Source organism: Paenirhodobacter huangdaonensis (assembly GCF_004022465.1).
Taxonomy (GTDB): Bacteria; Pseudomonadota; Alphaproteobacteria; order Rhodobacterales; family Rhodobacteraceae; genus Rhodobacter; species Rhodobacter huangdaonensis.
Window position 1 is genome coordinate 465,803 of the sequence record NZ_SAVA01000002.1, and the last position, 22,498, is coordinate 488,300.

At 67.7% G+C, this 22,498-nt stretch carries 18 protein-coding genes and 1 tRNA gene; 13 read left to right on the plus strand and 6 right to left on the minus strand.

The window, feature by feature from the left end:
• The first annotated feature begins 116 nt into the window (after positions 1-116).
• The 4 genes from recA to EOW66_RS05425 all read left to right on the plus strand — a co-directional run bounded on the left by recA (position 117) and on the right by EOW66_RS05425 (position 5,125).
• Positions 117-1,184 (plus strand): recombinase RecA, encoded by a 1,068-nt coding sequence (gene recA / locus EOW66_RS05410; RefSeq protein ID WP_113901444.1) that lies wholly within the window; start codon positions 117-119, stop codon positions 1,182-1,184.
• Between the two features lie 114 nt (positions 1,185-1,298).
• Positions 1,299-3,956, plus strand: a complete 2,658-nt coding sequence (gene alaS / locus EOW66_RS05415; protein ID WP_128155414.1) for an alanine--tRNA ligase — start codon at positions 1,299-1,301, stop codon at positions 3,954-3,956.
• Positions 3,956-4,246, plus strand: coding sequence for a DUF1330 domain-containing protein (locus tag EOW66_RS05420; protein WP_128155415.1), 291 nt, complete (start codon positions 3,956-3,958; stop codon positions 4,244-4,246). The genes alaS and EOW66_RS05420 overlap by 1 nt, the downstream gene beginning before the upstream one ends.
• An 84-nt stretch (positions 4,247-4,330) precedes the next feature.
• The gene (locus tag EOW66_RS05425; protein WP_113901441.1) at positions 4,331-5,125 is read left to right on the plus strand and encodes a class II glutamine amidotransferase; all 795 of its coding nucleotides are present in this window, start codon (positions 4,331-4,333) and stop codon (positions 5,123-5,125) included.
• A 3-nt stretch (positions 5,126-5,128) separates the two neighbouring features.
• Here the strand turns inward: EOW66_RS05425 and EOW66_RS05430 are convergent, their stop codons facing one another.
• On the minus strand, positions 5,129-6,073 hold the full coding sequence (locus EOW66_RS05430) for an alpha/beta hydrolase family protein (RefSeq protein ID WP_128155416.1): 945 nt from the start codon (positions 6,071-6,073) through the stop codon (positions 5,129-5,131).
• A gap of 240 nt (positions 6,074-6,313) precedes the next feature.
• Here EOW66_RS05430 and cysS point away from each other — a divergent pair, with 240 nt between their 5' ends.
• From cysS to EOW66_RS05460, 6 genes are all read left to right on the plus strand, one after another.
• Positions 6,314-7,702: a cysteine--tRNA ligase gene (cysS, locus tag EOW66_RS05435; RefSeq protein WP_128155417.1), complete on the plus strand. Its 1,389-nt coding sequence runs from the start codon at positions 6,314-6,316 to the stop codon at positions 7,700-7,702.
• A 46-nt stretch (positions 7,703-7,748) separates the two neighbouring features.
• Positions 7,749-9,371: a citramalate synthase gene (gene cimA / locus EOW66_RS05440; RefSeq protein ID WP_128155418.1), complete on the plus strand. Its 1,623-nt coding sequence runs from the start codon at positions 7,749-7,751 to the stop codon at positions 9,369-9,371.
• Positions 9,368-10,141, plus strand: coding sequence for a squalene/phytoene synthase family protein (locus tag EOW66_RS05445; protein ID WP_128155419.1), 774 nt, complete (start codon positions 9,368-9,370; stop codon positions 10,139-10,141). Before cimA ends, EOW66_RS05445 begins: the two co-directional genes overlap by 4 nt.
• Positions 10,142-10,258: 117 nt before the next feature.
• Entirely contained in the window at positions 10,259-13,315 is a 3,057-nt protein-coding gene (locus EOW66_RS05450; RefSeq protein ID WP_128155420.1) for a methyl-accepting chemotaxis protein, read from the plus strand.
• A 58-nt stretch (positions 13,316-13,373) separates the two neighbouring features.
• Complete coding sequence (cheB, locus tag EOW66_RS05455; protein WP_239017503.1) at positions 13,374-14,381, plus strand: chemotaxis-specific protein-glutamate methyltransferase CheB; 1,008 nt, start codon at positions 13,374-13,376, stop codon at positions 14,379-14,381.
• A 20-nt stretch (positions 14,382-14,401) separates the two neighbouring features.
• Positions 14,402-14,914, plus strand: a complete 513-nt coding sequence (locus tag EOW66_RS05460; RefSeq protein ID WP_239017513.1) for a chemotaxis protein CheD — start codon at positions 14,402-14,404, stop codon at positions 14,912-14,914.
• Positions 14,915-14,937: 23 nt separating this feature from the next.
• Here EOW66_RS05460 and EOW66_RS05465 read toward each other — a convergent pair whose 3' ends face one another.
• Genes EOW66_RS05465 through EOW66_RS05485 form a run of 5 tightly spaced genes read right to left on the minus strand, consistent with a single transcriptional unit; the run spans position 14,938 to position 20,431 of the window.
• The gene (locus EOW66_RS05465) at positions 14,938-15,942 is read right to left on the minus strand and encodes an ABC transporter ATP-binding protein (protein WP_128155422.1); all 1,005 of its coding nucleotides are present in this window, start codon (positions 15,940-15,942) and stop codon (positions 14,938-14,940) included.
• Positions 15,939-16,910 (minus strand): oligopeptide/dipeptide ABC transporter ATP-binding protein, encoded by a 972-nt coding sequence (locus EOW66_RS05470; protein ID WP_128155423.1) that lies wholly within the window; start codon positions 16,908-16,910, stop codon positions 15,939-15,941. Before EOW66_RS05470 ends, EOW66_RS05465 begins: the two co-directional genes overlap by 4 nt.
• Position 16,911: 1 nt before the next feature.
• Positions 16,912-17,817, minus strand: a complete 906-nt coding sequence (locus EOW66_RS05475; RefSeq protein WP_239017504.1) for an ABC transporter permease subunit — start codon at positions 17,815-17,817, stop codon at positions 16,912-16,914.
• A 25-nt stretch (positions 17,818-17,842) separates the two neighbouring features.
• Positions 17,843-18,766: an oligopeptide ABC transporter permease OppB gene (gene oppB, locus EOW66_RS05480; protein ID WP_128155425.1), complete on the minus strand. Its 924-nt coding sequence runs from the start codon at positions 18,764-18,766 to the stop codon at positions 17,843-17,845.
• Positions 18,767-18,820: 54 nt separating this feature from the next.
• The gene (locus EOW66_RS05485; RefSeq protein WP_128155426.1) at positions 18,821-20,431 is read right to left on the minus strand and encodes a peptide ABC transporter substrate-binding protein; all 1,611 of its coding nucleotides are present in this window, start codon (positions 20,429-20,431) and stop codon (positions 18,821-18,823) included.
• 256 nt (positions 20,432-20,687) lie between these two features.
• Between EOW66_RS05485 and EOW66_RS05490 the strand changes: the two genes are divergently transcribed.
• From EOW66_RS05490 to EOW66_RS05500, 3 genes are all read left to right on the plus strand, one after another.
• On the plus strand, positions 20,688-21,146 hold the full coding sequence (locus EOW66_RS05490) for a GNAT family N-acetyltransferase (protein WP_128155427.1): 459 nt from the start codon (positions 20,688-20,690) through the stop codon (positions 21,144-21,146).
• A 52-nt stretch (positions 21,147-21,198) separates the two neighbouring features.
• Positions 21,199-21,275 (plus strand) — tRNA-Arg (locus tag EOW66_RS05495).
• 412 nt (positions 21,276-21,687) lie between these two features.
• A complete protein-coding gene (locus EOW66_RS05500) occupies positions 21,688-22,371 on the plus strand; it encodes a hypothetical protein (RefSeq protein WP_128155428.1) in 684 nt (227 codons plus the stop codon).
• The last annotated feature ends 127 nt before the right edge of the window (positions 22,372-22,498 follow it).

A 22,498-nucleotide genomic window follows, 5' to 3' on the forward strand; every position in this document is an offset into this window, starting at 1 on the left:
TAAACTGTTGCAATGTTCTCGTATTGTGCTCATAAGAATAAGAACGAAATGAGAACGAATGGCGGACGGCCCCGTGATTGCCGCGGTCGGCGCACTGTGGGATAAGGATGCGATCGATGTCAACGGCGGGCCTTTTCGAGATGAACGACAAACGCAGTGCGGACAAGCAGAAGGCGCTCGAATCGGCGCTGGCACAGATCGAACGGCAGTTCGGCAAGGGTGCAATCATGAAGCTCGGGGGCGACAATCCCGCCACCGAGATCGAGTCGACGTCGACCGGTTCGCTCGGGCTCGATATCGCGCTCGGCATCGGCGGTCTGCCGAAGGGGCGGATCATCGAGATCTACGGGCCGGAAAGCTCGGGCAAGACCACGCTGACGCTGCATTGCATCGCCGAGGAGCAGAAGAAGGGCGGCGTGTGCGCCTTCGTCGACGCGGAACACGCGCTCGACCCGCTCTATGCCCGCAAGCTCGGGGTGAACCTCGACGAGCTGCTGATCTCGCAGCCCGACACCGGCGAGCAGGCGCTCGAGATCGTTGACACGCTGGTGCGCTCGGGGGCGGTCAGCATGGTGGTGGTCGACTCGGTCGCGGCGCTGACGCCGAAGGCCGAGATCGAGGGCGACATGGGCGACGCGACCGTCGGCGCGCAGGCCCGGCTGATGAGCCAGGCGATGCGCAAGCTCACCGCCTCGATCGGGCGCTCGAACTGCATGGTGATCTTCATCAACCAGATCCGCATGAAGATCGGCGTGATGTTCGGCAGCCCCGAGACCACTTCGGGCGGCAACGCGCTGAAATTCTATGCCTCGGTCCGTCTCGACATCCGCCGCATCGGCTCGATCAAGGATCGCGACGAGGTGGTGGGCAACCAGACCCGGGTGAAGGTGGTGAAGAACAAGGTCGCGCCGCCGTTCCGCCAGGTCGAGTTCGACATCATGTATGGCGAGGGCATCTCGAAGGTCGGCGAGCTGATCGACCTTGGCGTCAAGGCCAGCGTGGTCGAGAAGTCGGGCTCCTGGTACAGCTACGGCGACGAGCGCATCGGCCAGGGCCGCGAGAACGCCAAGCAGTTCCTGCGCGACCACCCCGACATGGCCTATGAGATCGAGGACAAGATCCGCGCAAGCCACGGGCTCGACTTCAGCACCAGCACCGACGACGAGCCTCTCACCGAGGAGTGAGAGCGGGGCGAGCCCCTTGTGACGAGGCCGGGCAGTCGCCCGGCCTTTTGCTTTCTGGACAGGGGCGGGCGCGAAGGCTAAACGGAAAGCAAATTGCCCCGGAAGGCCAGAGATATGCCCAGCCTGAACGATATCCGATCGACGTTCCTCAACTTCTTCGAGCGCAACGGCCACCGCGTCGTCGAAAGCTCGCCGCTCGTGCCGCGCAACGACCCGACGCTGATGTTCACCAACTCCGGCATGGTGCAGTTCAAGAACTGCTTCACCGGCGTCGAGAAGCGCGATTACGTCCGCGCCACCACCGCGCAGAAATGCGTGCGCGCCGGCGGCAAGCACAACGACCTCGACAATGTCGGCTACACCGCGCGCCACCACACCTTCTTCGAGATGCTGGGGAACTTCTCCTTCGGCGATTATTTCAAGGAAGGCGCGATCCCCTTCGCCTGGGAGCTTTTGACCAAGGACTTCGGCATTCCGAAGGACAAGCTTCTGGTCACCGTCTATCACACCGACGACGAGGCGGCCGAGATCTGGAAGAAGGTCGCGGGCCTGCCCGACGAGCGCATCATCCGCATCCCCACCAAGGACAACTTCTGGCAGATGGGGCCGACCGGCCCCTGCGGCCCCTGCACCGAGATCTTCTTCGACCACGGCGACCACATCTGGGGTGGCCCGCCCGGCTCGAAGGACGAGGACGGCGATCGCTTCATCGAGATCTGGAACCTCGTCTTCATGCAGAACGAGCAGTTCGAGGACGGCTCGATGCGCACCCTCGACATGCAGTCGATCGACACCGGCATGGGGCTCGAGCGGATCGGCGCGCTGCTGCAGGGCAAGCACGACAACTATGATACCGACCTGATGCGCGCGCTGATCGAGGCCTCGGCCAATGTCACCTCGCAAGACCCCGACGGCCCGGGCAAGGTGCATCACCGGGTGATCGCCGACCACCTGCGTTCGACCTCGTTCCTGATCGCCGATGGCGTGATGCCCTCGAACGACGGCCGCGGCTATGTGCTGCGCCGCATCCTGCGCCGCGCCGCGCGCCATGCCCACATGCTGGGCGCCAAGGACCCGGTGATGCACCGTCTGGTGCCGGCGCTGGTGCGGCAGATGGGCGAGGCCTATCCGGAACTCGTGCGCGCGCAGGCGCTGATCGAGGAGACGCTGAAGCTCGAGGAAACGAAGTTCCGCGTGACGCTCGACCGCGGGCTGAAGCTGCTTGACGACGAGGTCGAGGGCCTGCCCGAGGGCGGCGTGCTGCCGGGCGATGCGGCTTTCAAGCTTTATGATACCTACGGCTTCCCGCTCGACCTGACGCAGGACGCGCTGCGCGAGAAGGGGATGACCGTCGACACCAATGGGTTCGACGCCGCGATGGCCGAGCAGAAGGCGAAGGCGCGCGCCGCCTGGGCCGGCTCGGGCGAGACCAAGGACGCCAAGATCTGGTTCGAGATCGCCGAAGAGAAGGGCGTGACCGAATTCCTCGGCTATGACACCGAGAAGGCCGAGGGCCAGATCCTTGCGCTGGTGCAGGACGGCGCCGAGGTGAAATCGGCGAAGGGCACGGTGCAGATCGTCGTCAACCAGACGCCCTTCTACGCGGAATCGGGCGGTCAGGTCGGCGATGCCGGCATCATCCGCACCGAGACCGGCGAGGCGCATGTGACCGACACCCGCAAGGTCGCGGGCGTCTTCCTGCACATCGCCGAGGTGACGATGGGCGAGATCTCGGTCGGGCAGGGCGCCCGGCTCGAGGTCGACCACATGCGTCGTTCGGCGATCCGCGCGAACCACTCGGCCACCCACCTGCTGAACGAGGCGCTGCGCCGCACGCTGGGCGCGCATGTCGCGCAGAAGGGCTCGCTCAACGCCGAGGACCGGCTGCGCTTCGACTTCAGCCATTCGAAGGCGATGAGCGCCGAGGAGATCGCCGCGGTCGAGGCCGAGGTGAACGCCTTCATCCGCCAGAACGCCCCGGTCGAGACCCGGATCATGACCCCCGACGACGCCCGCGGCCTTGGCGCGCAGGCGCTGTTCGGCGAGAAATACGGCGACGAGGTCCGCGTCGTGTCGATGGGCGAGCTGATGGGCTCGGGCAAGGGCCCGGCCGGCAAGACCTATTCGCTCGAGCTGTGCGGCGGCACCCATGTGGCGCGCACCGGCGACATCGGCGCCTTCGTCGTGCTGGGCGACAGCGCGTCCTCGGCCGGCGTGCGCCGGGTCGAGGCGCTGACCGGGCAGGTGGCGCTCGATTACCTCAAGGGCCAGGCGGCGCTGGCGGCGGAAGCCGCGGCGACGCTGAAGACCTCGACCGCCGATCTGGTCGAGCGTGTCCATGCGCTGGCCGAGGAGCGCAAGCACCTGGCGAACGAGGTGGCGCAGCTGCGCCGCGAGCTCGCCATGGGCGGCGGGGCTGCGGGCGGTCCCGAGGCTGAGGACATCGGCGGGGTCAAGTTCCTTGCCCAGATCGTCACCGGCGTCTCGGGCAAGGACCTGCCGGCGCTGGTCGATGCGCTGAAGGACAAGGTCGGCTCGGGCGCGGTTCTGGTCGTCGCCGATACCGGCGGCAAGGCCGCGGTCGCGGCGGGCGTCACCGCCGACAAGACCGGCACCGTCTCGGCCGTCGATCTGGTCAAGGCGGCGGCGGCGGCGCTTGGCGGCAAGGGCGGCGGTGGCCGTCCCGACATGGCGCAGGCGGGCGGGGCCGATCCGTCGAAGGCGGCCGAGGCGGTCTCGGCCGCGCGCGCCGTGCTTGCGGGGACGGTGTGATGCCCGGCGCCTACTGGATCGCGCATGTGACCGTCACCAACCCCGAGGCCTATGGCAAATATGCCGAGGCCGCGGGGCCGGCGATCGCCAAGGCGGGCGGGCGGTTCTTGGCCCGCGGCGCGCGCTATGTGCAGCTTGAGGGCAAGGAGCGGGCGCGCAATGTCGTCGCCTGGTTCCCGAGCCTCGAGGCGGCCGAGGCCTGCTATCGCGGCCCCGAGTATCAGGCGGCACTTGCCCATGCCAAGGGTGCGGCCGAACGCGATCTGGTGATCGTAGAAGCGATCGAGTGACTTTGCGCGCCGTCATCGCCGTGTTACATTGCCGCAATGCAGCATGAGTGAGGGCGGCGCGTTTCGTGCCGTGTGAGAGCCAGAATGTGCCGTTGGGCCGCCTATATCGGACAGCCGACCTTCCTTGAGGACATCGTCAGCCGGCCGGGGCATTCGCTGATCCATCAAAGCCATTGCGCAACGCGCTGCCACACGGCGATCAACGCCGACGGTTTCGGCGTCGCTTGGTATGGCGAAAAGCCCGAGCCCGGGCTTTACCGCGACGTGATGCCGGCCTGGTCGGACCCGAACCTGCGCTCGCTCACCGCGACGGTGAAATCGGGGCTGTTCCTCGCCCATGTTCGCGCCTCGACCGGCACCGCGACCTCGCGCAACAATTGCCATCCCTTCGTCGTCGGCCATTGGAGCTTCATGCACAATGGCCAGATCGGCGGTTTCGACGCCTTCCGGCGCGACGCCGAGATGATGATCCCCGATGCCCTCTATCCGCAGCGCAAGGGCGCGACCGACAGCGAGGCGCTATTTCTGGTGGCGATCGGCGAGGGGCTCGAGGCCGATCCGAAATGCGCGCTCGAACGCGCCGCGGCGCGGTTCGAGGCGCATGCGCGCGAACGCGGCCATGCGCCCTATCTGCGGCTGACGGCGGCGCTCTCGGATGGGGTGCGGCTTTATGCGGTGCGCTATGCCAGCGACGCGGCGGCGCCGACGCTCTATCACCGCTGGTCGGAAACCCGCCGCGGCCGCGCCGTGGTGTCCGAGCCGCTCGAGGATGACGAAGGCGACTGGCAGGAGATCCCGCCCGGATCGTTTTGCACCTTCGAGGGCAAGTCGGTGCGGATCGAACCTTTCGCGCCGGCGCTGTGGCAGGCCGCGGCCTGACCCTCAGCCGGCTTCATCCTTTTCCTGAAGAGCGTCCAGCAAAGCCTTGCGCTGATTTCGTAATTTCCAGTTCTTGAGGCGCGGAAGAGCTTCGTCGACCGCCGCCAGGCCAAGGGCAAAATGGCCACGGGCGCGGGCGTTCTCGAGCAGCAGGTCGACATAGCGCACCGAGTCGCGCCGCGCGCGCAGCATCTGCGCGAAGCTCTCCTCGGTCAGTTCGCCGCGCAGCGCGGCAAGGGCGATCGGCTTCAGAAGCTCCATCCGCATCAGCACCGGCGGCAGCGCATGGCCGCAATGGCGCAGCTTCAGCTTCAGCAGGTTCGGCGCCCTGATCCGGGCGACATGCGCCTTGTCGGGGGCGATGAACGGGTCATAGAAGATATATCCTCCCGCCAGCGCCTTTGCCCCGCGCGCGGCATCGGCCTCGGGCACGGTCCAGTCGCCAAGCCCCCGGCCATAGCGATAGCGCTTGTCGAAGGGCGCAGCGCGGCGGTTCAGCGTGGATTGCGGCGCGAAGGCCACGGCATGGGCGCGCGGAAAAAGCGGCGCCAGCGCCAGCGCGCCATAGCCGCCCATCGAGCTGCCATAGGTCGAGATCCGGGTGAACTCATCGTAAAAGCCACTGTCGCGCAGCTCGGCCAACACGGCGAGGATCTCGGGCTCGCGGAACCAGTCGCCGCGCTTGTTCATCACGCCGAGGACCGACCAGCCCTGTTTCGCGATCAGCCCGTAGGCCCAGGGCAGCCGCTCGCCCTTCTCGTGATAGGAGGAAAGGTTGCCGAGCGTGATGACGAGGTGGCGCGCCGCCGCCCCGGTGCCCGGCAGATAGCAGAGGCTGTGGTGGGTGTAGTCGCGCAGGAAGCCCCCGTGCGCCTCCACCAGTTCGAGACAGCGGGCATAGCTTTGCCCCTCGGCGGGGACGGGCACATCGGCGGGACGGATCGTCATCGAAAAGATCGCACTGGTTATGGTCGTTGCCCGGCAGCGTGACCGAGGCCGGGCGCAATGTCCAGATCCCGAAGGGGCTTCACAGCGGCGCGGCGGCGCGCTAGAAACGGCGCATGAAGAACCGTGCCCCCCTCATCTGCATCATTATTTGCCGCTGACATCCGTCACGCGGGCCGTTCTTCGCATTTCCACAGATCGATGAACCTGCTAAGCCCGCGCCGGGAAAGCCTGCGAGGACTTATGACCGAGATCCGCCTGCACAACACGAAGACCCGCACCAAGGAGGTTTTCGTCCCGCTCGATCCGCAGAACGTGCGCATGTATCTGTGCGGCCCGACGGTCTATGACCGCGCGCATCTGGGCAATGCCCGGCCGGTCGTCGTGTTCGACGTGCTGTTCCGCCTGCTGCGGCTGGTTTATGGTGCGGCGCATGTGAAATATGTGCGCAACTTCACCGACGTCGACGACAAGATCAACGCGACGGCGCGCGCGCGCAAGGAAGCGGGGGCCGCGGGCACGCTCGAGGAACTGATCCGCGCCCGCACCGAGGAAACCATCGCCTGGTATCACGCCGACATGGATGCGCTTGGCGCGCTGCGCCCGACGCTCGAGCCGCGCGCGACCGATTTCATCGGCGCGATGATCGCGATGATCGCCGGGCTGATCGAGAGTGGGCACGCCTATGCCAAGGACGGGCATGTGCTGTTCCGGGTGCGCAGCTACACGAACTATGGCGCGCTCTCGGGCCGTTCGGTCGATGACATGATCGCGGGCGCCCGGGTCGAGGTGGCGCCGTTCAAGGAAGACCCGATGGACTTCGTGCTGTGGAAGCCCTCGGACGCCGATCTGCCGGGCTGGGACAGCCCCTGGGGCCGTGGCCGGCCGGGCTGGCATATCGAATGCTCGGCGATGAGCTATGAACTGCTTGGCGCGAGCTTCGACATCCATGCGGGCGGCATCGACCTGCAATTCCCGCACCACGAGAACGAGATCGCGCAAAGCTGCTGCGCCCATCCCGAGGGGCAGTTCGCCCGCTACTGGCTGCACAACGAGATGCTGCAGGTCGAGGGCAAGAAGATGTCGAAGTCGCTCGGCAACTTCTTCACCGTGCGCGACCTGCTCGACAAGGGCATCCCGGGCGAGGTGATCCGCTTCGTCTTCCTGCAGACGCATTACACCAAGCCGATGGACTGGACCGCGGAAAAGGCGGCGCAGGCCGAGGCCACGCTGCGCAAGTGGCGTGCGCTCACCGCGGGCATCGAGCCCGCGCCGAGCGCCGCGCCCGAGGTGATCGCGGCGCTTGCCGATGACCTGAACACCGCGGGCGCGATTGCCGAGCTTCATGCGCTGAGCGCCGATCCGGCGCGGCTTCTGGCCTCGGCGCAGCTGATGGGGCTGCTCGAGCCCGCCATGGGGGCCTGGGCCGCGGCGCCGCAGGCGGATCTCTCCGCCCATGCGGCGCGGCTGTCCGATCTGCGCGCGGCGGCGATGGAGACCAAGGACTTCGCGCCGGTCGACGCGATGAAGGCGGCGTTGCTTGCCGCAGGCGTCGAGGTGCGGATGTCGAAGGCGGGGGTCGAGCTGCTGCCGGGGGCGGGGTTCGACGCGGCGAAGCTGCCGCCGCTTTGAGCGGGCACGGCAACCAGCGGAATTGACGGGGCGGGAGGAGCCAGCCATGGGTCGCGAGCGACTGTATCTTTACGACACCACCTTGCGCGACGGTCAGCAGACCGCCGGCGTGCAGTTCGCGGTCTCCGAGAAGATCGCCATCGCGCGGGCGCTCGACGCGATCGGCATCGACTATATCGAGGGCGGCTGGCCCGGCGCGAACCCGACCGACAGCGAGTTCTTCGCCGAACGGCCCGAGACCCGCGCGACCTTCACCGCCTTCGGCATGACCAAGCGCTCGGGCCGCTCGGCGGCGAATGACGAGGTGCTGGCCGCGGTGATGAACGCCGCGACGCCGGCGGTCTGTCTGGTTGGCAAGACGCATGACTATCACGTCACCACCGCGCTTGGCCTGGCGCTCGACGAGAACATCTCGAACATCCGCGCCTCGGTCGAGCATGTGGTGGCGGCGGGGCGCGAGGCGCTGTTCGACGCCGAGCATTTCTTCGACGGCTACAAGGCGAACCCGGGCTATGCGCTCGAATGCCTGCGCGCGGCGCGCGATGCCGGGGCGCGCTGGATCGTGCTGTGCGACACCAACGGCGGCACGCAGCCGCCGGAGATCGGCGCGATCGTCACCGCGGTGATCGCGGCGGGGATCCCGGGCGACCGGCTCGGCATCCATTGCCACGACGACACCGGGCAGGCGGTGGCGGGCTCGCTTGCCGCGGTGCTCGCAGGCGTGCGGCAGGTGCAGGGCACGCTCAACGGTCTGGGCGAGCGCTGCGGCAACGCGAACCTGACCTCGCTCATTCCGACGCTGCTGCTCAAGGAGCCGTTCCGGTCGCAGCTCGAGACCGGGATCACCGATGCGGCGCTGGCCGGGCTGACCAAGCTCTCGCGCCAGCTCGACGACATCCTGAACCGGGTGCCGCTGCGCTCGGCCCCCTATGTCGGCGCCTCGGCCTTCACCCACAAGGCGGGGCTGCATGCCTCGGCGATCCTCAAGGACCCGACCACCTACGAGCATATCGACCCGGCGCTGGTCGGCAATGCGCGGCTCATCCCGATGTCGAACCAGGCCGGGCAGTCGAACCTGCGCGCGCGTCTGGCCTCGATGGGGATCGAGGTCGATCCGAAGGACGCCCGCCTCGGCGCGATCCTCGACGAGATCAAGGACCGTGAGGACCGCGGCTATGCCTATGACGGCGCGCAGGCCTCGTTCGAGCTGCTGGCACGGCGCGAGCTGGGCCTGCTGCCCGAGTTCTTCTCGGTCGAGCGCTATCGCGTGACGGTCGAGCGCCGGCGCGATGCGCGCGGCCGGATGGGGCATCTCTCCGAGGCGGTCGTCGTCGTCAACATCGGCGGCGAGCGGCGGCTGAGCGTGTCCGAAGGGATCGTCGCCGACGGCTCCGACGGCGGTCCGGTCAACGCGCTCTCGAAGGCGCTGGCGAAGGACCTCGGCCCCTATCAGTGCCATATCGAGGACATGAAGCTCGTCGACTTCAAGGTCCGCATCACCCATGGCGGCACCGAGGCGGTGACCCGCGTCATCATCGACAGCGAGGACAGCAAGGGGCTGCGCTGGTCGACGGTGGGGGTGAGCCCGAACATCGTTGACGCCTCCTTCGAGGCGCTGCTCGACGCGATCACCTGGAAGCTCGCGCGCGACGGGGCGCAGCCGGTATGAGCGATCTCGGGCAAAGCGTGGCCGCCGCCGCGGCGCGGGTCGAGGCGGGCGATCCCGACCGTTTCGCCGCGACGATGGCGGTGCCGGCGGCGGAACGCGCGCGGCTGTGGCCGCTTTATGCCGCGAACCTCGAGATCGCCCGTGCGCCGTGGGCCTCGAGCGAGCCGATGGTCGCCGAGATGCGGCTGCAATGGTGGGTCGATGCGCTCGAGGCGCTGGCGGAAGAGGGCCATGCCCCGCGCCACGAGATCGGCGCGGCGCTGGTGCCGCTGCGTGCGGCCGCCCCGCATCTGATGGCGCTCGCCGAGGCGCGGCGGCGCGATTGCTGGAACGAGCCCTTTGCCGATGCCGCGGAGCTTTCGACCTATCTGGCCGAGACCTCGGGCACCCTGTTTCGCGCGGCGGGCGTGGTCTTCGGCGCCGATGCGGCGGCGCAGGCGGCACTCGCGCGCTATGGGGCGGCGGCGGGGCTGGCGGCGTGGCTGCGCGCGGTGCCCGAGCTGCGCGCCCGTGGCCGTGCGCCGCTGCCCGATGCGGCGCCCGAGGCGATTGCCGGGCTGGCGCGGGCGGCGCTGGCGGAGCTTGCCGCGGCGCGCGCCGAGTTGCGCCGCGCCCCCGCGCCGGTGCGCCGCGCCATGCTGCCCGGCTGGCAGGCCCCGGCGGTGCTCGGCCTGGCGGCACGCGCGCCCGGGCGGGTGACGCAGGACGGGCTTGGCCGTTCGGAATTTTCCCGCCGCTTCGGCCTGTTGCGCGCGGCGCTGACAATTTGACGCCAGGGCATCGAGCTTAAAGGAATCTTCAGCAGTTCCCGCCATCGTCGCTCGCGCGGAGTCCGCGAAGTGGTGATCGGCGTGCGCAAGGCTGTGCGCGCCCTCGGAGGCGAAGGCATGAAGGTTCTGAAGGGCATCAAACTTGGTATTCGGCTGCCGCTGATGCTGGTGGCGATCTCGGTGGTGGCGCTCGCCATCATGGGCGTGTCCTCCTATGGGGTGGCGCGCAAGATCCTGACCAGCGAAGGCACCGACAGGCTGCAGCAGAGCCTTGACACGCGGGTCGGCACGCTCGAGGCTTGGGCCGCTGGGCTGACGTCGGACCTGCATGCAACCGCCCGCAATGCCGGCACCGCCCGCTCGCTGCGCGAGTTCAGCGCGGCCTGGGACCGGCTTGGCGAGACGCCGCAGGACGCTCTGCGCAAGGCCTTCATCGAGGCGAACCCGAACCCGCCGGCCGAGCGCTACAAGCTCGATTATCCGGGCGAGGTGAACGATTACACGATCCTGCACCGGCGCTATCATCCCGGGTTCGTGGCGCTGGCCGAGCAGAAGCATCTGGTTGACATCTATCTCGTCAGCGTCACCGGCAACGTGATCTACTCGCTGGGCAAGCAAGATGATTTCGCCACCAACCTGCGCGAGGGACCGGCCCGCGGCGGCCCGCTGGCGCAGATCGTCGAGGCGGCACAGCAGACGACGGGCGAGGCGCCGGTGGCGTCCGGCTTCCTGCGTGACCCGGGGCATCCGGGCACGCCGGGGGTGGTTTTTCTCGCCCGGCCGCTGCGCAGCTCCGAGGGGCTGCTGCTCGGCGTTCTGGTGTTCGAGGCTTCGGCCGATCCGCTCTCGGCGGTGATGGCCGATCCGCGTGCCCTGGGCGAGAGCGGGCAAGGCTATGTCGTCGGCGCCGGCCAGACGCTTGAAAGCACGCTGCGCCGCACCCCGGCCGCCGGCGGCCCGGATCTGCAGACCGCGGCGGTGCGACGGGCGCTGGCGGGCGAGAGCGGGCATGTGATCGAGGCCGGCGTCGACGGCGCCGAGGTGATGGCGGTCTTTGCGCCCTTCACGCTTTTCGGCAAGGCCTATGCCGCCGTGGTCGAACAGAGCACGCAGGAGCTGTTCGAGCCCGCCCGCGCGCTGGCCCGGCGGCTGACGCTGAACGGCGCCTTGCTGCTGGTGCTGCTGGGCGGGCTGTCGGCCTGGATGGCGCGCTCGGTCTCGAAACCGCTCGGCCGGCTCACCGGCACGATCGGCAAGATCTCGGAAGGCGTCTATGACGCCGAGGTCCGCGACGGCGAGCGCGGTGACGAGATCGGCGACATCGCCCGGGCGCTGACCGCGCTGCGCGACGACCTCGCCGAGGCCGAGGTCGCCCGGCGTGTGGCGGCGGCACAGGGCACGGCCTTCCGTGCCTCCTCGGCGGCGATGATGATGGTGGATGCGGAGTTCAACATCCGCTACGTCAACGAGGCGGTGGTGAAGATGATCCGCTCCCGGATCGAGGACTTCCGCCAGGTGACCCCCGAGATCGACGCCGAGGCGCTGGTCGGCAAGTCGATGGACATGTTCCACCGCACCCCCACCTATGCCCGCGCCATCCTGAGTGACTCGGCGAACCTGCCCTATCGTGCCGAGATCGTCGTCGGCGAAGGGCGCTTCGGTCTCGACATCACCGAGATCACCCAGCCCGAAAAGGGGCGTATCGGCTATGTCGTCGAATGGCGCGATGTCACCGAGCTGCGGATGAACCGCGCGTTGCTTGCGGCGATCGACGATTACCAGCTGATCTTCGAATTCGCGCCGGGCGGCGAACTGACACGGGTCAACCGGAACCTTGTGACGGCGCTCGGCGTCGAGGCCGAGGCGCTGCTCGGTCTGCCGCACGAGGCGGTGCTCGAGGGCAGCGATGGGCTCGAAGGGTTCTGGCCGCGGCTTGAAAAGCACGAGCCGATCGTCGGGCGGTTCCGGCTCACGGCCCCCGGCGGGCGCAGCCTTCTGGCCGAGGGCAGCGTCACCCCGGTGCCCGACCGCAACGACCGGCTGCTGAAGATCGTTCTGATCGCGAATGACGTGACCGAGGCCCAGGCGGAGTTGCAGCTTGAGCACGAGCGCAACGAGGCGATGCAGGCCGGGCAGAAGCAGGTGGTCGAGGGGCTGCGTGTGGCCTTGCAGCGGCTGGCGACCGGTGACCTGTGCAGCCTGCTCGACGCGGAATTCCCGCCCGAATACGAGCAGTTGCGGCAGGATTTCAACCGCGCGGTGACGACGCTGTCGCAGGCGGTGCAGGTGGTGATCGACAATGCCGCCGAGATCGACGGCGAGGCGCGCGAGATCTCCAATGCCGCCGAGGACCTGAGCAGCCGCACCGAACGCCAGGCCGCGACGCTCGAGGAGACGGCGGCGGCGCTCGATCAGCTGACCTCCTCAGTCAGTTCGGCCGCGGCCGGGGTGGGCGAGGCGAACATGGTCGTCGTCCAGGCCCGCGAAAGCGCCGAGAGCTCGGGCCAGATCGTGCAGCAGGCGGTGGCGGCAATGGGCGAGATCGAGGAATCCTCGCGCAAGATCTCGCGCATCATCGGGGTGATCGACGACATCGCCTTCCAGACCAACCTGCTGGCGCTGAACGCGGGCGTCGAGGCGGCGCGGGCGGGCGAGGCGGGGCGCGGCTTTGCCGTCGTCGCCTCCGAGGTGCGGGCGCTGGCGCAGCGCTCCTCGGAAGCCGCGCGCGAGATCGACACGCTGATCACCGCCTCGTCGAACCAGGTCCGGCGCGGTGTCGATCTGGTGGGCGAGACCGGCAGCGCCTTGCAGCGGATCCTCGGCTCGGTGAATGACATCGCCGCGCGGGTGTCCGAGATCGCCGCCTCGGCGCAGGAACAGTCGGCGGGGCTCGCGGAGATCAACACCGCGATGAACCAGCTCGATCAGGTGACCCAGCACAATGCCGCGATGTTCGAGCAGACCACGGCCGCGAGCCACGCGCTGACCCGCGGCGCGCAGGCGCTGACCGTCACCACCGCGCAGTTCCGCACCGCGGGCGGCACGGCCAAGCCTGCCCCCGCCACGGCGCAACCGATCGACCTTGCGCGGCACAAGGCCTCGGTGGCGCGCGCCGCAGCGGCGACGGCTCAGGCGGCCGTCGCGATCGAGGAGGAGGACTGGGAAGATTTCTGAGCTGCGCCAGACGAGCGGCGCGCCGGGCCTGGCCCGGCTGCCGAAACGGGTGCTGATCGTGGACGACTCGCCGACGATCCGCGGCCTGATCCGGGCGGTGCTGCGGCCCGATCCGCGGCTCGAGGTCGTGGGCGAGGCCGCCGACCCCTACGAGGCGCGCGAGCTGATCAAGGCGCTGCAGCCCGATGTGCTGACGCTCGATGTCGAGATGCCGCGGATGAACGGCCTCGCCTTCCTCGAAAAGCTGATGCGGCTGCGGCCGCTGCCGGTGGTGATGGTCTCGAGCGAGACGCAGAAGGGCTCGCGCGCGGCGCTCGAGGCGCTGGCACTCGGCGCGGTCGAGTGCATCGGCAAGCCGGTGAGCGGGCGCTTTGCCGCGGCCTTCGGCGATCTGGCCGACCTGCTCGTCGCCGCGGCCGGGGCGCGGTTGCGCCCGCCCGGCCCGCGGCGGCAGGTGAGCCCGGCGACGGGTTTTGACTGGAACGGCCGCTTCGTGCTGATCGGCTCCTCGACCGGCGGCGTCGACGCGCTCGAGACCCTGCTTGCCGGCTATCCGGAAAATTGCCCGCCGACGCTCATCACCCAGCACATGCCCGAGAGTTTCCTGGCGAGCTTCGCAAAGCGGCTGGCCGGGCGGATCGCGCCGCGCATGGTGCTGGCGCGCGAGGGCGAGCCGCTCGTGCAGGGCATGGTGGCGCTGGCACCGGGGGGCGAGACCCATCTCGAGCTGGCCCCGGGGCTGCCGTCGCGCTGCCGGCTGCGGCGCGGCGACAAGGTCGGCGGCTATCGGCCCTCGGTCGACGTGCTCTTTCGCTCGGCGGTGCCGGTCGCCGAGCGGACCGTCGCGGTGCTGCTGACCGGCATGGGCCGCGACGGTGCGGCGGGGATGCTGGCGTTGCGGCAGGGGGGGGCGCGCTGCCTCGCGCAGGACGAGGAAAGCTCGGTCGTCTTCGGCATGCCGCGCGCGGCGCTCGAGACCGGGGCGGCGGAACGGGCGGTGGCATTGCCCGAGATGTCGGCCGCGATCCTCGATCTGTGCCGCGCCCCCGACCGACGCCTGGCCTAGGGAGAATGCCGCCCGTGGAAATGCCGGTCCGCCCGATCTACATCGCGCAAGGCGAGTTCGTCGTCGGCGCGGACGAACGGCCGATCTCGACCATCCTCGGCTCCTGCATCGCCACCTGTCTTTTCGACGCGGAGGCGCGGATCGGCGGGATGAACCACTTCCTGCTGCCCGAGGGGCGCGGTGACGCGATCCAGGCGGCGAGTTTCGGGGTCAATGCGATGGAGCTGCTGATCAATGCGCTGATCAAGCGCGGCGCGCATCGGCCGAACCTGCACGCAAAGGTGTTCGGCGGCGCGCGGATGATCGCCGGGCTCTCGGACATCGGCCAGAAGAACGTCGATTTCGTGCTCGACTTCCTCGACCGCGAGGGGATCGCCTGCGTCAGCCGCAGCCTTGGCGGCACCCAGGCCCGGCGGATCGAGTTCTGGCCGACGACCGGGCGGGTGCGGCAGCGCCTTCTGGGCGAAGCCATGGTGATCCAGTGCCCGCCGCCGGTCGCAGTCGGAAACGGGGTCGAGCTGTTCACCGACTGACCCCGCCGTCTGTGCCTGCGGCGTCAGCCGATCATTTCGGCGGCAGGGCCGGGGAAATGGCACAGGGTGTGATGGCGCGCGTCCGCCGTCGCCTCCTCGGGTGGGGGGCTGGTGCACAGCCCGGCCGCGCGCGGGCAGCGGGTGCGGAAGACGCAGCCCGAGGGCGGGCGCAGCGGGCTTGGCAGGTCGCCCTCGAGCGCGATCACCCGTTTCGTCCGTTCGACCTGCGGGTCGGGGATCGGCACGGCCGAGAGCAGCGCCTGCGTGTAGGGGTGGCGCGGATCGGAGAACAGCGTCGAAGACGGCGCTTTCTCCATCATCCGGCCGAGGTAGAGCACCATCACCTCGTCCGACAGATGCTTCACCACGCTCAGGTCATGGGCGATGAACAGGATCGTCAGGCCGAGGTCGCGGCGCAGCTCCTCGAGCAGGCCGATCACCTGTGCCTGGATCGAGACGTCGAGCGCCGAGACCGGCTCGTCGCAGATCAGCAGTTTCGGTTCGACCACCAGCGCCCGGGCGATGCCGATGCGCTGGCACTGCCCGCCCGAGAATTCATGCGGATAGCGGTTGATCTGATTGGGCAGCAGGCCCACCCGCTCCATCATCGCGCGGACCTTTTCGCGCCGCTCGGCCGTGCTCATCCGCGGCCGGTGCGTGCGCAGCGGCTCGGCGATGATCTCGCCCACCGTCATTCGCGGATCGAGCGAGGCGAGCGGGTCCTGGAAGATCATCTGGATCTCGGCGCGGTAGCGCAGCATCTGCCGTGGCGAGAGGGTGAAGAGGTCGGTGCCGTCCTCCCAGATCACCGAGCCGCTCGCCGGCAGCATCCGGATCAGCGCGCGTGCGAGGGTCGACTTGCCGCAGCCCGACTCGCCGACGATGCCGAGGGTCTGGCCGCGCTCGAGGCGGAAGGAGATGCCGTTCACCGCCTGCAGCAGCGCGGGCGGCGTCCAGGGCAGATCGGAGGGGTGGCGGATCTCGAAGCTGACCCGGACGTCGCGGGCCTCGAGCAGGGGGCGGGTCATCGGGTCACCTCGAGGATCGGGCGGTGGCAGGCGCGGGTGCGGCCGGGGCCGAAGGGGGCGAGCGGCGGCATCGTCTGCCGGCACAGATCGTCGGCCAGCGTGCAGCGCGGCGCGAACGGGCAGCCCATGGGCGCGCCGGTCATGTTCGGCGGATTGCCCGGGATCGCGTGCAGCGCCGCGTCGGTCGCATCGAGCCGCGGGATCGCGTCCAGAAGGCCCCGGCTGTAGGGATGCGTCGGCTCGGCAAAGAGCGGATCGACCGGCGCCTCCTCCATGATCCGCCCGCCGTAAAGCACGATCGCGCGTTCGCAAAACCCGGCGACGACGCCGAGGTCATGCGTGATGAGGATCGTCGCCATGCCGAAATCGCGCTGCAGATCGGCCAGAAGCGCCATGATCTGCGCCTGCACGGTGACGTCGAGCGCAGTCGTCGGCTCGTCGGCGATCAGCAGGTCGGGGTGGCACAGCAGCGACATCGCGATCATCACCCGCTGCCGCATGCCGCCCGAGAATTCGTGCGGGAAAAGCCGCACCCGGCTGCGCGCGTCGGGGATGCGCACCGCGTCGAGCATCTGCACCGCCTCGGCCACCGCGGTGCGATGGTCGAGGCCGCGGTGCAGCTCGAGCACCTCGGCCATCTGGTCGGAGATCCGCATATAGGGGTTGAGCGAGGTCATCGGGTCCTGGAACACCATCGCGATGCGGTCGGCGCGCAGCTTGTTCAGCGCGCGCTCGGGCAGGTTCAGGATCTCCTCGCCCTCGAAGCGGACCGAGCCGGTGGCGCGGCCGTTCTTCGCCAGAAGTCCCATGATCGCGAAGCTGAGCTGGCTTTTGCCGGAACCGGATTCGCCGACGATGCCCAGCGTCTCGCCGCGCTCCATCGAGAAGGAGACCTCGTTGACCGCATGCACCATGCCCTCGGGCGTGTCGAACCGGACGGAGAGGGCGTTCACATCGAGCAGCGCCATGTCAGCGGTCCTTCGGGTCGAGCGCGTCGCGCAGCCCGTCGCCGACGAAGAAGAAGCCGAAGAGGGTGGTGACGAAGAAGAGAAGCGGGAAGGCGAGCTGCCACAGCGTGCCATAGGCGATGGTGCCCGAGCCCTCGGAGATCAGCGCGCCAAGCGAGGTCATCGGTTCCTGCACGCCCAGCCCGAGGAAGGAGATGAAGCTTTCGGTCAGGATCATGTTCGGCACCAGAAGCGTGGCGAAGACGGTGACGACGCCGATCAGATTGGGCAGGATGTGGCGGCGGATGATGGTGCGCGCCGGCACGCCGATCGCCCGCGCCGCCTCGATATAGTCGCGGTTCTTCAGGGTCAGGGTCTGGCCGCGCACGATCCGGCTCATCTCGAGCCAGGAGATCAGACCGACGCCGGCGAAGAGCATGGTGATCGAGCGGCCATACATCACCAGCAGCAGGATCAGCACGAACATGTAGGGGATGGCGATCAGGATATCGACGGCGCGCATCATGATGTTGTCGATGCGACCGCCGAAATAGCCCGCCGTTGCACCCCAGAGCGTGCCGACGACGACCGCGATCGCCGAGCCGATGATGCCGACGGCAAGGCTGATCTGCGTGCCCTGCACGGTGCGCGCGAAGAGGTCGCGGCCGAGGTCGTCGGTGCCGAAGTAATGGCCGGTCTCGAGCGAGGGACCGCCGAGCTCGGCCGCCTGGCCCATCACGGAAAAGTCGATCTCGTCATTGCTCCAGCGCGCGAGGCTGTTGCCGAAGAGCGCGAAGAGCACGACGCAGACAAGGAGCAGAAGGCCGAAGAGCGCCGCCTTGTTGCGCAGGAAGCGGCGCCGGGCATCGGCCCAGAGCGAGCGGCCGGCGATGTCCTCGCGCGCGGTGGCGGCGGCGAGGGACTGCATTTTCTGGCTGTCGATGACCATGGGCTCAATACCGGATCTTCGGGTCGATCCATCCGTAGATGATGTCGACGACGAGGTTGAAGAGGATGGTGAGGGCGCCGACGAGGATGGTGATCCCCATCATCACCGCATAGTCGCGGTTCAGCGCGCTGTCGACGAAGGCCTTGCCGATGCCGCCGGTCGAGAAATAGATATCGACGATCACCGAGCCGGTGATCATCGCCACGAAGGCGGGCCCGAGATAGGAGATCACCGGCAAAAGCGCGGGTTTCAGCGCGTGGCGCAGCACGATGCGCAGGCCCGACAGGCCCTTCGCCCGCGCCGTGCGGATGTGGTTCGAGGTCAGCACCTCGAGCATCGAGGAGCGCATGATCCGCGCGATCGAGGCCATGTAGGAGGTCGAGAGCGCGATCACCGGCATCACCCAGAAATGCGGGTCGTTGAAGCGCCAGCCGCCGCCCGGCAGCCAGTGCAGGGCGAGGGTGAAGATCAGCACCAGAATCGGCGCCATCACGAAGTTCGGCAGCACCTGCGCGCCGATCGACAGGCCCACGGCGAAATAGTCGATCATCGTGTTGTGGCGCACCGCGGCGATGGTGCCGAGCGTGACGCCCACCAGAACCGCGGCGATGAAGGACAGGAAGCCATAGGTCAGCGTCACCGGGAAGCCCTGCGCGATGATGTCGTTCACCGAACGGTCCTTGTAGACGAAGGAGGGGCCGAAATCGAAGGCGCTGACGATGCCCCAGACATAGGAGGTGATCTGCCGCCACAGCGGTTGGTCGAGCCCGTATTTGGCGTTCAGGTTCGCCAGCACCTCGGGCGGCAGGCCGCGCTCTTGGGTGAAGGGGCCGCCCGGCGCCGCGTGCATCAGCAGGAAGGACAGGACGATGAGCAGCAGGAGCGTCGGGATCGCGATGGCCAGACGCTTGAGGATGTAGACGATCATGCGGAAGTCCGGGTGGCTGGGTGCGGGGAAGGGGCCCCGCACCCGGGCTGCGGTTTACTTGGCGACGCGGAAGAGGTCCTTGCCGTACCAGGTTTGCATCACGTTCTCCGTCGGCAGGCCCTTGATGTCGGCCTTCACCATGTCGACCTTGGCATAGTGATAGATCGGCAAGAGCGGCATCTCGTCGGCCAGGATCTGCTCGGCCTGGGTATAGAGCGGCTGCGGATCGGCCGCGGTCTTCGACTCCTTCATGATCCGGTCATAGTCGGCGTTCAGGAACTTGCCGTTGTTGTGGCCGGAGTAGGAGGTGAAGAAGTCGAGATAGGTCGAGGCCTCGTTGTAATCGCCGCACCAGGCATAGCGCGCGAGGTCGAAGTCCTGGTTCTGCATCTTGTCGGTGTGCACCTTCCACTCCATGTTGTTGAGCGTCAGCGCCACGCCGAGCGGCTTCCAGAACTGCTGCACCGCGATCGCGATCTTCTTGTGATCGTCCGAGGTGTTGTAGTTCAGCGTCAGCTTCAGCGGGTGGTCGGGGCCATAGCCCGCCTCCGCGAGCAGTTCCTTCGCCTTCTCGGTGCGCTCCTTCTGGGTCCAGTGCGCATAGTCGATATCGGGCATCTTGAAGCCCGCAGTCGCCCAGTGGGTCCAGTTGTAGGCGGGCTTCTGGCCGCCCTGCAGCACGTTGTCGACGATCACGTCACGGTTGATCGCATAGGACAGCGCCTTTCGCACCCGCACGTCCTTCAGCGCCTCGGGCCCCTTGTCGGACAGGTTCACCAGATAGGTGTAGCTGCACGAATAGGGCGAGGAGATCGCCTGATCGGGATATTCCTTCTTCAGCCGCGGATATTGCCCGGCGGGGATCTCGACCCGGTCGAGCTCGCCCGCGAGATAGCGCGTCAGCGCGGCATTCTTGTCGTTGATCGTCAGCGCGGTGAGATGGGTCATCACGGTGTGCTCGGCATCCCAGTAGGTCGGCGCCTTGTCCATCTCGATGCGCTCGCCCAGCAGGTGCTGGCTCAGCACATAGGCGCCGTTGCCGACGAGATTGCCGGCCTTGGTCCAGTCCTGGCCGTATTTCGCGATCACGTCCTCGCGCACCGGGAAGGTCGAGCCATGCACCAGCATCTGCGGGAAATAGGGCAGCGGCGTCTCGATCGTCACCTCGAGCGTGTGGTCGTCGACCGCCTTCACCCCCAGCTCCTCGACCGGCTTCTCGCCCGCGGTGATCGCCGCGGCGTTCTTCACCTGCATCAGCTCCATGTACCAGGCGTATTCCGAGGCGGTCTTCGGATCGGCGAGGCGGCGCCAGGCATAGACGAAATCCTGCGCCGTCACCGGCTTGCCGTCCGACCATTTCGCCTCGGGGCGCAGGTGGAAGGTGTAGACCGTCTTGTCGTCCGAAAGGTCGAACCCCGTCGCCACGCCCGGCACCAGCTCGCCCTTCGGTCCCTCGTTATAGAGCCCCTCGAAGAGGTTGCGCACGACGTCCGAGCCCTCGACATCGGTGTTGATCTGCGGGTCCATCGACTTGATCGCGTCGAGCAGCCAGAAGGTATAGCTCTGGTTGGCGGCGAGTTTCGTCCCCTCGGGAACGGTCGCGGCGATCCCCGCGGGGGCGGCGGCGAGAAGGGCAAGGGCGGAAATGGCGGCAGAAAGTTTCATGAATCCTCCGGGATGGGCACGGGGCGGAAATGACGATGCGCCGTGCGGGATCGGGTGAGGGATGCTAGCCGCCGTCGGCTGCCCGCGGCAAGGGGGCGGGCCGGCAGTGACGCTACGGCCGCGCGGATCTTCGCCCGGTGCGCAATGGCGCGGCACGCGATGGTGCGCGGTGCCGCATTGCCCGTCTTCCCTTCGCCTGCGGAAGCGGCGAGAATGGCTGTGGCAGAGGCGACGGATCGCCGCGGGGAGGAGAGACATGATCACCATCACGCTGGAACACCCGGTGCAGGAGGAGCTGGCGCGGCTGCACGCGCGCCATACCGAGGCGATGCACGCCGACACCCCGCCCGGGTCGATCCACATGCTGCCCGCCGACGCGCTCGCCGCGCCGGGCATCCTGTTTTACGTGATGCGCGAGGAGGGGCGGCCCATCGGCATGGGGGCGCTGAAGCGCATCGACGCGGCCCATGCCGAGATCAAGTCGATGCATGTGCTCTATGAGCTGCGCGGGCGGGGGCTGGCGCGGATGCTGCTCGGCCATCTGGTGACCGAGGCGCGGACGGCGGGGTATTCCCGGCTCAGCCTCGAGACCGGTTCGCAAGACAGCTTCGCCCCGGCGCGCGGGCTCTACCTTGCCGCAGGCTTCGAGACCTGCCCGCCGTTCGAGGGCTACCGGCTTGATCCGATGAGCGTTTTCATGACGATCGCGCTTTGAGCCCAAGCGGGCTTGCACGCGCGCGCCGCTTCGCGCAAAACGGGGAGCATGCGGCCCCATAGCTCAACTGGATAGAGCAAGCGCCTTCTAAGCGCTAGGTTCCGGGTTCAAGTCCTGGTGGGGCCGCCAATCTTCCGGCAACATGCTGAAATTGAAGCGTTATCGGCTGCGTTTACGGGGATTTCCGGGGCCGTTTACTGCGTTCCCGGCTTGTTCCGGGGCGGGTGGCCCCGCAGATTTTGTAAGTATGAGCTGTCTCCACGGCCCCCCTCTCAGCCCGAGCTTCCAGTCGGGCCTGGCGGTGGATGCCGAAGCTGGCCCATAGCCGCCGTCCGATGCCCAACCTCGGTGCCGCGCTACGGCACGTCATTGCGGACCTTCGCCGCAACCGAAAAATTAGGTGATAGGCGAACTCACACGTTGTGGGGCAGAGCTGTCGTTTCTAGTCTCGGGATCAATGACCAAGGCTTTTCGAGCTCATCCTTGGTTGCCCGAGCCGTCAATATGTTCTCGACACGAGGGGCGTTATCGGAGGGAAGTGATGATCAACCTGAGTGCGGGCGAACGAGATGCCATTGAAGACATGGATGTGGATGCTCTTCGAATTGCCATCGAGGAAGCACGGAAAGCGCACAGCTCGACTGCAGTGACCCGCCTGCAGCTTTATCGCCTTGGCGCCTACGTCCAGGAAGCCGAACGGCGGTTCGACTTGGCATTGGCCAACCTGCGCAAGGCGAAGGCCGCGGCGAAGATCGCGAGTACAGAGCAAGCAACCATTCGTGCCGGATGGGATCTCGCCTCAGCAGTCGATCAGATGAAGGATCGGGCAAGACAGGAGAGGCGCGATGGTGAGCGCTTTTATGTCGATGACCACATCCACGAACCCTTCACGTTCCAACCAGAGATGACCGTCTCGGTTTCGTACCGCTGGCGGGCCACGGAAGACGACGGCTGGTCTTATGGTCGCATAGTCTTCCATCACCACCATGTTGCCCGGCCCCAGCCCTGGGATTTCGCTGATCGGCGCAGGCTCACCGCGCGTCAGCGCGAGAAAGAGCTATCGGAGACGCTCCAGCGGGAGTGGTATCGCATGCGCGATCTAGCCCTTTTCAGCGTGAGGGATTTTTTTCGCGATGGTGGCAACGGGGCCGACATCCCGGAGACGTTCGATGCCGTCGCTGATCGCGGCAGCTTGAATAACTTCAGTCTGAACTTCTGGGCGTGACAACCTCGCAGCTGCCGATCTCCACACTGCAGTGTTTCGTGGGGCCATGACCGGGCAAATCCGTTGTTCACGGCCCATTCCCGCAAGCGGACGTTCAACGCGTGGCGCAGGAAATCACCAATCGAAA